Origin of the sequence: Flammeovirga sp. EKP202 (assembly GCF_014534745.1) — a bacterium.
Classification (GTDB): Bacteria; Bacteroidota; Bacteroidia; order Cytophagales; family Flammeovirgaceae; genus Flammeovirga.
In genome coordinates this window covers 147,215-159,488 of sequence record NZ_JACVVP010000006.1, presented here as the reverse complement: position 1 = coordinate 159,488, position 12,274 = coordinate 147,215, and the positions used below count along the sequence as shown (strand labels likewise).

Genomic DNA, 12,274 nt, shown 5'->3' with positions numbered 1-12,274 from the left:
TTAAAGTCCAAAGTTGAAACCAATAGAATAAGTAGCTACACCCGGCACATTATCGTTGGTAGCACCAGATAATGATTGTTCTGGGTCAAATCCTTTGAAGTCGGAAAGTGTCCATAGGTTTTCACCAGAGAAATACACTCTTAAACTTTGGATGTGGATTTTTTTACAAGCTTCCGCTGAAAGGTTATAACCGAAGTTGATGTTCTTTAATCTTAAATAGTCACCATTTTCAAGATACCTTGTGGAAGACTGATTGCCATTGTCTTCGTTATTTGTAATGTACCTTGGAACGTCTGTGTATTTGTTGTTAGGAGTCCAGGCATTGTTAGCGTCATCGGCTAAATTATAACCTGGGTTAGCCCCATCGTGCATGTTTTTGGCGTAATCTGAATTGTAAATTTTTCCTCCAACCGAGAAATACATTAAGAAAGAAAAGTCAAATTGTTTGTACTTGAAAGTGTTCGTCAAACCACCGTACAATGTAGGCAGGGCAGAACCGTTGACCACTCTGTAGGCATCATTGTATTCTGATGTCACTTTACGACCTGAACCGTGTGGATCATCAAAAGCACTTTCTGGCATTTCAGCATTTTCTTCATGCGTATCATTTACATTCACAAACCACATCGGTTGTCCTGTTTCAGGGTTCACACCTGCCCATTCTCTCAAATAAAAGCTGTACCAAGATTCGCCTTCTTTCAATAAATAATTACCACTGACTAATTGATCGGTACCGATGTTTTGGATTTGACTTTTAATACTTGTCAAGTTCAAATCAGTGCTCCATTGGAAGTTGTTTTTGATGATATTTTCCGTATGAAGCGTGATTTCAATACCCTTGTTTTGCATCGCTCCAATGTTGGTCAAAACCGTACCAAATCCTTTACTGTAAGAGATCGGTTTAGCATATAAAAGTCCATCAGAATCTTTGATAAAATATTCAGCTGAGAGGTTAATTCTATTGATAAATCGCATATCTACACCCACGTTCATCAAAGTCATTTTTTCCCATTGAAGATCTGGATTCGCCAATTGAATAGGAGTCATGCCAGGGTTGTCGCCATAGTTATTGCCAAGGGCATATAAGGCTAAATAATTACCATCACCAATCTTGTCATTACCCGTTAAACCATAACTACCACGAAGTTTTAATTCATTCAGCCAACTGAGGTTCATAAAACTTTCCTGCGTTACTCTCCAGCTTGCTCCAAGGGAAGGGAAAACACCATATTTATTATTTTCTCCAAAACGAGAACTACCATCAGTCCTAACACTAGCATTGAGGTAGTATCTCGAATCAAAGTCATAGGAGATTTGAGAAAATAACGATAGTAATGATCGATTACCAGTATAAGAATAAGCGGCTTCAGGCTTTGCCCCGATACCCAAATGAGGGTTGCCACCAATCGCAAAATCCGTAGATTCTGCATATACACCTTCTGTTTTCACTTGGTAAGCTTCCTGCCCAACCATTGCATTGACGTGATTTTTACCATAAGTGTTATCCCATGTCAAAACATTGGACCAGTTTAACGCAGTGCTTTGATCGCTTGTTTTAGAACCACGACCATTTACACCAGCACCGTTTCCATGTTCAGGGTTATAATAAACCACACCAGTACCATGATTGTAATTGATACTTCCCGTAGACCTGAAATTCAGGTTTTTGGTAATATCGAACTGTAAAAACAGGCTTGATGAAATATTATTGCCCTTGGAATTATAAATGTCTTTTTCAATCAAACCCAATGGATTAAAATCCAGTACAGCAGTGTTGTACCAGTTATAAGAGCCGTCCTTGTTGTAAATTGGGGTAGTGGAGTTGATGATTTCCACGGACCTTACAGGGTTAGCACCTTGCGTACCATTGGGTTGATTGTTTTGAGTGTAAAAAGCAATCGTGTTATTAGTTCCTACTTTTACGAAAGGTAAAATTTGATGCTCTAAATTCAGTCTACCAGAAACCCTATTAAAGTCAGTTCCCTTTACATGTCCTTTTTGATCAAAATAACCTAACGAAAGGTAGTACCTAGTTTTTTCGGTGGAGTGAGAGAAGCCTAAGTTATAGTTCTGAATTAACCCTGTTTGGTACATTGCATCTCTCCAATCCGTATTGGTTGTTAAAATGGCATCGCTTCTGATACTACCATCAGAGTTGAAAGGCTGATCAATGCTGTAAGGGTTCCAGCCCGCAATTTCTTTTACATTATCATGAGCGTATTGCACCGCTTCATTTTGTGTTTTGTCATGAAGATAAATCTGATTGTTATAAAGACCTTTCCAAGTCATTTTATAATAATCATCGGACTCCATGAGTTTGTAGCCATTGGAAATCAATGAAGTAACACCCACTTGAGTATCTACCGTCAGTCTACTATGTTCTTGTGCTTTACCACCTTTTGTAGTGACCATAATGACGCCATTAGCGGCCCTGGATCCATACAATGAAGCAGAAACAGCATCTTTTAGTACAGTCATGGATTCAATATCGTTGGGATTGATAGTGCCGATTCCATCATAAGGAACGCCATCAATAATATAAAGAGGAGAAGAACTAGCACTCATTGAACCAACACCTCTAATACTTACAGTCGGACTAGCACCGGGAGTTCCAGAAGAGGAAGTCACTTGCACACCTGATGTACTGCCTTGTAATGCACTAGCAGCAGAGGCAACAGGCCTAGTTTTTAAGGTTTCTCCATCAACAGTTTCAGCAGCACCTGTAAAAGATTTCTTATCAGAGACACCATAGGCTACTACCAAAACTTCTTCTAATTGTTCATGATCAGCAGACATTACAATGTTCCAACCCACTTGGTTTCCTACTGTAATGATTTGTTCTTCCATGCCGATGAAAGAGAAATGTAATTTGTCTTCGATGGATTTTACCATTAAAGAAAACTCTCCATTAATGTTAGAAGTTGTCCCTATACTGGTGCCATCAATCCATATGCTTACTCCGGGAAGAGGATCACCGGTTGTCGCTTCTTTAACGGTTCCTTTCACTTGAAAATCCTGAGCACTAGCTACGAAAGTAATGCACATCAAAATCCAAGTCAAAACACCGTTTAACTTTAGTTTGTTCATGCGTCAGATTGATCGAATAATGTTAAATACTTGAACTGGTCGATTTCCTAATTAAATTCAAAAGGATAAAACGGATCTATTCTTTTGTCTCTTAATTCAATTGATGAACGCAAAGTAAAACGGCGGAAATAAATGTTTGTAAATGTTGTAAATGAATCGTGTATCAGATAAAAAAAATGAGGTTTCAGAAAATATGGTACGTGTTTCAAATTGTATAAGGGTCTTATTATTAGTTCTTTATCATTGAAAGATATTCTCCTTATACTGACTAGGTGTAACCCCCGTCTTCTCCTTAAAACTTCTATTAAAAGTAGTCTTTGAATTAAAACCTGCTTCTTTAGCAAGGACTTCAAGTTTGATTTGAGCACCTTCTTCCGTCTTCATGATACGTTGAGCTTCTTTGATTCTATAATCACTGATAAACTCATTGAAGTTCATATCTAATCCTTCATTGATGGCGATAGAAACTCTAGACCTATTCAAGTATGTTTCCTTGGCTAGCGCTACCAAAGTAAAATCATTTCTTAAATAGGCTTTGCTTGATTCTACATATTGAATGATCAAATCAATATCCTCCTGTACTTGAGCGGTGGTATCTTTTTGTTTCTTCAAGATCATGGCTTTAGAAGAGGGGTTAAGTACCGTTAGTTTATTAGAAATAACCCAATGGAAAATATAATAAAGCGTGATAATAAAGGCGATATAATAAATATCAAAAGCATAGATCACAAACTTGCCAAAGCCTGCATAATTACCTACAATACCAATTACTCCAATGGTATGGACCCCTAAATAGGCGTATGTTAACTTATAAAAGATTTGTCTATGGGTAGGAGGTAAAGCAAGAGTATTTAATTCATCTTTTTCTTTCATTTGTATTAAGAAGTAAATTAAATAGCCGTACCCTAAAAGAACATTAATAATATCTTGACTCTGATTGACGAGCATTACATATTCGATCAATTCTATATGTTGCCCTGTTACCCTAAACACACTATCCCAATAAATAATCGGGAGGGATAAACAGAAAAAGACTACAGGTGTTATAAAATGTCTGACATCTTTGATGTTGAATTTTATTTCCTCACTCCACCCATATTTTAAAAACAGGTACAATAAAGGGTAGAGAAAAGTGGTGGCTGAAGAACCTATGGAAGATAAAATAATATAGTTCTGGAAGGGGTTGATATGCATTAATGAGAAAATTAAGGCAATAAAAGACCAGATAGAAGTGGTATGGACCAATAATCTTCCAAGTAATGAAAGCTTCTTATGCATATAGAGATAGGCCGACAAAAATAAGCCATTGGCGGCACCTATTAATGTTAGTATAGACAATAGATGTATCATAAGTATCTTTAAAGGTAACAATGTTGCAAATAACAATATTTAAAATGGAACAAAAGTATATTGTTATCAATCATTAAGAGAAAATAAGGAAATTGGTAGTTGAAATCGAATAATAAATGTAAGAAAAAAATCTCCTTATTTTAGTCTTACATCTAAGATTTATTTTCATAAAAAAGTTGAGTGAGTACTATTAAGGTATTAAGCAAGCTGTGATTACATTAACTTTTAATGGTGAATTATCATATATAGAATTGTCGGAAAAGTGAGATGAGGGATTGTTTCTTTTGAATCCCAATTATAATTACAAGGATAAAAGTAATTGGCTGTTTCTTGCTTTCTAGTTAAAACTATAGACAGGTGGTAAAACAACCTCATCAATACTTTAGTCTTGAAGGTTGATAACGTAGGTAACACTTGAGTGTTGTCGGAGTTCGTATCACAAGCCCATGATTTCAGTCATGATGCACGTCTTAATCTACATTTTTATAGCTTTTGGGTTTATAGTGTAGTGTTTTAGTAGGTATTTTATTGATCTCAATGGGTAAATCTTTTTTAATAGTAAAATAAAATTGACTGCCTTTTTTATATTCAGATTCTACCCAAATTTTTCCTTTGTGTATTTCTACAATCTTTTTACAAAATGACAAACCAATACCCTGACCTTTAAATTCATCATCTAAGTGAAGGCGAGTAAACATATGAAAGATTTTCTTTAGGTTTTTCACTTTTATTCCTATGCCATTATCTGCAACACAAAATTCCCAATAGTCGGGTGTTTCTTCACAAGTAATATTAATGATCGGTTTTGCATTTGGTGGCTGATATTTAATTCCATTAATGATCAGATTTTGAAAAACTTGCTTGAGTTGTGTTGGTAGGCCGTGGATTGTAGGCAAAAAAGAATATTCAATCATGGCTTCCTTTTCTAGTATCAATTGATTTAAATCCACTTCAATTTCATGAATAATATCTTGGCTATTTGTGATTTGGTAGGAATTTTTGTTTTGTAGTTTCGAAAAAGCTAAAAGACTTAATATCATTGTATTCATTCTTTTGTTGGCTTCTTGCACATAATGGAAATAGGTGTTTAATTTTTCATTTTTGGGATCTGACTCTTCTTTTATGATACCAATAAAACCATCAACAGTTCGTAGCGGTTCACTCAAATCATGAGAGCAGATATAAGCAAAATGTTCTAATTCTTTGTTTTTTTCTTCTACCTCTTCATTCTTCTTTTTTAGTTTTTCTAAATACTTATTACTTTCTGATGTGAAAAAGTAAAAAAGGCCAATAATGAAACAAAAAAGGATAATTTCGTTGAGTAATCGGGTCTCACATACAATACTTTTATCCAGTACAATTAAGGGTTCAAAATGTTTGAAATGCCACTCTAAATAAATGAAACCAATAATACCTGCAGATGATAGTAATACTTTTACTCTATTCAATTTTTCGTCGAATAGAATAAAAGGCAGACCTAAATAAGGTACAAGTAAGAACTGAGAATGTAAGGCAGGGCCAGATACAATGGCGACAGTTATTAGTATAAATAATGAAATAATACAATGTACTACTCTTGCCGCATAGTATCTACCACAATAATTGAGAAGTGGCATCACCATGATTACAGGAATTACTAATCCAGTGACTAGTTTTGCATAAAATGGAGTATTTACAGCAAACGCATAGAAAAGCATTCCTAAGGCTGATGCACATCCTAAAAAGGCAATGGAGTTGGTTAAATGAATTTTTTTGACCGTATCAGCGTCCAATCCCTCATGCGCTCCAATATTTTGAAGTGTGAGTACAAATTCTTTGAATCTTAAATTTTTCAATAAAATAAGGGATTAATAATGAGTATTAGGTTTTTTCTGGTTGTACCTTAATATACAATGAGATTTAAAGAATATAAAAGATTAATTTGATTTCATTTCTCTTTTACTATACAATGTTATAATCATGCAATTTTCAATAATTTAAGGCCTTTGGGTATTGTACTTTTTTAATAGTGAAATAAAATTCACTTCCTTTGTCTAACTTTGAATCTACCTGTATTTTACCCTCATGCATTTCAATGATTTTTTTACAAAAAGTCAATCCAACCCCAATACCCTCATATTCAGTATCCAAATGAAGTCGGGTAAACATATTGAAAATTTTATGTTGATTATCATCGCTAATACCTATGCCATTATCTTTTATACTAAACTTCCAATAATGAGGCTTTTCTTTACAGGTAATTGTAATTTTAGGAATTGTATTTTCTCGATGATATTTGATGGAGTTAGAAATCAGATGTTTGAAAAGCTTTTTAATCAGAGAGGGAATTGCAATGATTTCAGGGAAGGTATCATGATCTATCACAACATTTTGAGCTGCTATTGCATCTTTCAATTCTACTTTTATGGAGGATAGTGTAGTATTTAAATTAACATATTCGAATTCATAGGTTCTACTTAATTTGGAATAGGCTAAGAGGCTTACTATCATTTTATCCATTTTTTCTACCTCGTCTTTGATATAGTTAAAATAGATATCTAATTTCTTATTTGAATCTTTAATTTCCCTTTTTACAAACTCTAAAAAACTACTAGTAGTTCGTAAAGGTTCACTAAGGTTATGTGAACAAATATAGGTAAAATGCTCTAACTCATAATTTTTATCAACGAGTTGATCTTGCTTTTTTTGTAGTTTTTTGATGTAGCTTTTGTTCTCATTGATAAAGAAAAAGAATAATAAAAATACAATACCGAATATAAGAATGTCGGTTAGAAAACGGTTACCTCTGGGAGTACCTTCTGTCATTTCTATTAAAGGTGCAAAATTACAAAAATGCCAATCTAGATAAATAAAAAGTAGTATGCCCAAGAGAGAGAGAATGATCTTTTTAAGACCAATTTCATCTTCAAACATGACAAATGGTAGACCCAGATAAGGGAGTAGCACATATTGAAAATGAAAAGATTGTCCTAAGGTAACACACATTGAGAATATGATTGCTAGAGCTAATAGACAAAAGGTAAGTTGAGCAATACGGTATTTTCTAAAATAATTTAAAGTAGGTATTGTCAACAGAACTGGCCCAATACAACCAAGAAATAGTTTTGCTTCAAGAGGGATGTTATAAGTTGATGAGATAAGAAATAGTATCGTTGCAGCACCCATGCACATAAATGAAAGGTTATTAGCTAGATGAACTTTTTTGATCATCATATTATCTAATCTCTCATGAACTCCAATATTTTGAAGTAGGGATAATGTTTTTTTGAATCTAGATTTTTTCAATGGAGCGAAACGATTTATAACAAAATTAGGTAATCATACTGGTTCATAATAAGATACAAGGTGAAATGCGAAATGTAAAATATTCCGATTATTTCACCTTTGATCTACTAAACATTGTTATAATCCTTCAATTTTAGAGCTTTCTTATTGACTATTGATCAAACCTCTTAATTCATATTCCTTTACAATTACATTCGCTTTTGCTTTTAAAACTAGTGTTCTACTCTCCAGATTTTTCTCTTGACAATCAGAGTAATCTTGATAATTTAAGAGACCATTATCAAATGCATCCTTTTTAATTTTCAGCTCTCTGTTTCTGAATTTTAATGCTTTTTGAGCTGTTTGAAGTATAACCATTGCGTTCCTAAGTTCTTCTGAAACCACAATGATGTCTCTTCTCACTTCCTTTTTATTTTCATTCAATTGAAGTTTGGCTTGTTGCAACTGAATTTTAGAAATTTCAACATCTCTAGACTTTTTACCCCATTGTAATATTGGCCAGCTTAACGTTGCACCTACCAATACATTGGCCTGAGGTATAAGTGGAATATTACCAAAGTAAAAGCCTTGAGCAGTTAAAGTGATATCAGGAATATGTTGATTTTTATGATAGGTTAACCCTGCCTCCGCTTTTTCGATCATTAAACTTGACTCTCTGACACTATAATTATCATGAATGATGGCAGAGTTGGTGTTGACGGTACTCAATAATTCCATTACACCAATGGAATCAAAAGTCACTTCAGCAACCTTCCATAATGAGTCTTGAGGAAAATCAAGGATAGTGTTTAATTGCAATCTATATTTTGATGCATCAATTTTAGATTGTTGAAATTTAGATTGATGATCCAACAAATCAGCTTGTAACCCAATGGCATATACATCTAATAATTCACCGGCTTCTACACCTACTTCTACGTCTATTAATTTCTTCTCAATCAATTCAATCTGTTCTTGATAGGTTGAAACCTTTGCCTCTTCAATTGCGATACCTACATACAGTTTTGATACTCCGGAGCGGATTTCTTGTGCAGCTTCATAATATTTATTCTGGACTATTTTATAATCAATCTCCTTGACTTCAGAACCTGCTTTGATTTTAAAAATTTGTGAGATGGGTTGGTAAACACCAAGGTTGGCAACCCCTAAGAAAGTATTATTTTCCGCTAGCGTGAATTCTGCACCGAAAGGAATAGGTGGTACAGCACCCAAAACGGGTAGTTCATTTACTTTGAGGCTTACATCTGATTTTCTTTCCGTATGATAGTACCAAAATAGGCCTCCATCAAGCATCACTGTAGGTAAATAGTTTGCCGTGACTTTGTTGACCTCTTTCTGTTTTTTCTGAATTTCGAGCTGAATCAATTGTAGCTGTTGATTATTTTCTTTGGCTATTGCTACACATTGATCTAGTTGTATTATTTCTTGTGCTTTTGATGTATGAGGTTGTAGCAAGAAAAATATTAAGACGACAGAAGCACCTTTAGTAATATGTTTCTTGAGTTCATCGGTCATCCCAAATTTCCAATAAAGCACCGGAATCGTTAATAAAGTCATAAACATGGAGAACACAAGACCAACAGCCAATACAGTGGCTAAAGGGGCCCACATTGGAGATCCCGAAATGATCATTGGGGTGACACCAATAGCTGCGGCCATAGTTGTAAGGAAAATAGGTCTGATTCTACGTTTTCCTGCACCAATAGCAGCTTCTTTGATGGTGTGATTTTCTTTTACAACTAATTCATTGGCGAAATCAACTAAGATAATAGAATTCCTCACTGAGACACCAATCAGTGAGGCTAATCCAACAAATGCAGTGAATCCAAAAGGGTATCCCGATAAGAGCAATCCAAAGAAAGCTCCAAAAACACTAAGTGGGATGGCAGCCAAAACGATGCCCACTTGATTGAGCGTTTTAAATTGCATTAAAATCACTAAGAAAATGATAAATACACAATAGAGAATCACATTGTTCATTTCTTCAAAAGTTTCTCTTTGACTTTCATCTTCACCCCCTATTTCTAGTGTGTAACCATGAGGCATTGGGTAGTTTTCGAGTTCTTCTTTGATAGAATTAATCACTTGTGAAGGGAGTACATCTACTTTAGTTTGAGATTCTATGGTTAACGTATTTACCCCATTTCTATGTTTGATATTGGAAGGCATCCAAGCAGGGGTGATTTCAGCAACTTGCATTAAAGGAAAACTTGCCCCTGTAATCATACTAGTGACATAGAAATTTTTAAGCCCTTCAATATCTTTATCTTTTACCGATTGATCTTGAATGATAATAGGTAAGGCTGTATTTCCTTCCCACAATGTCCCCACCGACATACCAGTATAGGCAACTGTCAGTTGTCGCATTATGGTGGCTTCACTGATTCCTAATTGTTGAGCAACATTTTTGATGGTATTGACTTCTATGCTCAATTGATTCTCATAATGATCATTTCTAACATTAAAAGAATAGGGAGACCGTTCTAAAATGTCTCGAATGTCTTTTCCAATGGTTTGGATCGTGGTGTAATCTTTTCCTTTAATTCTCAATTCGATCGGAGCCTCATAAGGAGTGCCTTGCTGCATCTTTCTGACGTCAACAACCGCTTGAGGAAATAGATCAGGTAATTTGTTTTCCAGTTCTGCAACCCATTCCTCGGTGGCTTCATTGGATATAGTATTGATCAATAATTGGGAAAGATTACTTTGTGGAAATTTGGGCGCATAGTTGTAATAAAACCTCGGAGAAGAGGTACCTACAAAACTAGCATAGCTTACTAACTTTTCATTTCCATGAATTTGTTTTTCAATTTCCAATGTGATACTGTCCGTTACTGATAAGGCTGTTCCCTCTTTAGTTCTGATTTCAATCACAAACTGATTGCGCTCAGCAGCAGGAAATAGCTTTTGTTTCAATAGAAAATACAAACTTCCTCCCACCAAGAATGAAAGTGTTGAAAATACAAAAAGTGTTTTTGGATATTTAAAAGAAAGGTCAATAGCATGATCAAAGAAAAGTTGTAGATAATCAAGCATACTCTTTTTCCCATTTTCCTTTTTCTCGAATTTCTTTTTGATGAAAGTATAACATAAATAAGGAGTGAGAAGCATTGCTATCAGATAAGATGCATTGATGGCAATTGCTACAGTCAATGGTAAGGAATGGATAAATTCACCCACTGCACCTGAAAGTGTAATTAGTGGGAAAAAGGCCCCGGCAATAGTTAATCCAGCAGTAAAAACCGGAATCTTTAGCTCATCGGCAGATTGCCAGGCAGCTTCATAAGGATCATGATCTTCTTCTAGTTTTTCTACATAGTTGTCTGCAATAACAATGGCATCGTCAACTAACATTCCTAATACAACAATAAGTGAGGCGAGTGAAACCTGTTGTAATTGAATACCCAATCCATCTAAAATTCCAAATGTAAAAGCCACTGTCACCGGAATGGCCAAGGTAGCAATCAAAGCGACTCTAAATGGTAATAAAAGAAGAATTACAATGATTACAGAAACAATTGCGATAAAGAATTCTCTAATAAAATCATTAATACTTTCCTTTACATTCTCAGGTTGATTGACCACAAAATCAATCTTGACATCCGAAGGAATTAATTCCAGATACCCTTCAATCATTTCTTCAACTTCTTCTCCAAAATCAACGATATTGAAACCGTTTTGCATTTCCATAGAGATAAGTATTGAAGAAGTGCCGTTGACTCTAATATGTTGTTCATCTTCTTTAAAGCCTCTTTCAACCTCTGCAATATCTTTGATGCGTATCGCTTCACCTTGTGCTCCAACAGCTATGATTTGATTTTCAATATCCGATTTGGTCGAAAACTGATGGGTACTGATAAATTGTGTGTGTATACCATTTACTTCGATATTTCCCGACGGAACAATAAGGTTTTCTCCTGCAAGAGATGCTAATATTTGGGGTGTATAGATCTTATATTGGCTGAGTTTTCTATAATCTACATTAATGTAATAACACTCCTTTTTGGAGCCCATTTTTTTGATCTTTGAAAGTGAAGAAATCTCTCTCAAACGATCGCATAACTCATCGACATAACCTTGAATTTCTCGACTGCTTCTGTTTTGACTTTGAAAAGAAACTAATAAAGCCACAGTATCACCAAAGTCAGATTGGACAATAGGGCCAATTACTCCTGAAGGCAGTTCTGTAAGTTTAAGAAGATTTAGACGGTTTTGTAATTTTGACCAGAAAATATCTGCCTGAGTTACATAATCTTGAAGTTCAACCACCACATATAATACCCCTTCTCTAGAATTTGAGTAGGTTTTTTCTTTATTCACTTCTTCAAAACTAAAAAGAACATCTTCAATTTTTGCGGTTACTTTTTTCTCTACATCGGTGCTACTTGCACCAGGGAAAAATGCAACAACCAATCCTTCTCTAATATTAAACTTCGGATCTTCTCTTCGAGGCATGGTTTCCAAAGAAAAAATTCCATACATCACAATCAGAAAAGTAATGGTCAAAATAATCTGCTTATGATCAAGTGCTTGTTTTACAATAGACATAATC

Annotated in this window: 5 protein-coding genes; all 5 read right to left on the bottom strand. The window is 34.8% G+C overall.

From position 1 onward, the window contains the following. Positions 1-3,087 (bottom strand): TonB-dependent receptor, encoded by a 3,087-nt coding sequence (locus IC221_RS05330; protein WP_188167975.1) that lies wholly within the window; start codon positions 3,085-3,087, stop codon positions 1-3. A 240-nt stretch (positions 3,088-3,327) separates the two neighbouring features. Next, complete coding sequence (locus IC221_RS05325; RefSeq protein ID WP_188167974.1) at positions 3,328-4,437, bottom strand: AraC family transcriptional regulator; 1,110 nt, start codon at positions 4,435-4,437, stop codon at positions 3,328-3,330. A gap of 470 nt (positions 4,438-4,907) precedes the next feature. Then, complete coding sequence (locus IC221_RS05320) at positions 4,908-6,272, bottom strand: ATP-binding protein (protein ID WP_188167973.1); 1,365 nt, start codon at positions 6,270-6,272, stop codon at positions 4,908-4,910. Positions 6,273-6,405: 133 nt separating this feature from the next. Continuing rightward, the gene (locus IC221_RS05315) at positions 6,406-7,722 is read right to left on the bottom strand and encodes an ATP-binding protein (protein WP_188167972.1); all 1,317 of its coding nucleotides are present in this window, start codon (positions 7,720-7,722) and stop codon (positions 6,406-6,408) included. 144 nt (positions 7,723-7,866) lie between these two features. After that, the gene (locus tag IC221_RS05310; protein WP_188167971.1) at positions 7,867-12,270 is read right to left on the bottom strand and encodes an efflux RND transporter permease subunit; all 4,404 of its coding nucleotides are present in this window, start codon (positions 12,268-12,270) and stop codon (positions 7,867-7,869) included. Between the last annotated feature and the right edge of the window lie 4 nt (positions 12,271-12,274).

Excerpts from the sequence above, each read along its gene's own strand:
- IC221_RS05330 (WP_188167975.1), bottom strand. The coding sequence starts at position 3,087 with ATGAACAAACTAAAGTTAAACGGTGTTTTGACTTGGATTTTGATGTGC.
- IC221_RS05325 (WP_188167974.1), bottom strand. The coding sequence starts at position 4,437 with ATGATACATCTATTGTCTATACTAACATTAATAGGTGCCGCCAATGGC.
- IC221_RS05310 (WP_188167971.1), bottom strand. The coding sequence starts at position 12,270 with ATGTCTATTGTAAAACAAGCACTTGATCATAAGCAGATTATTTTGACC.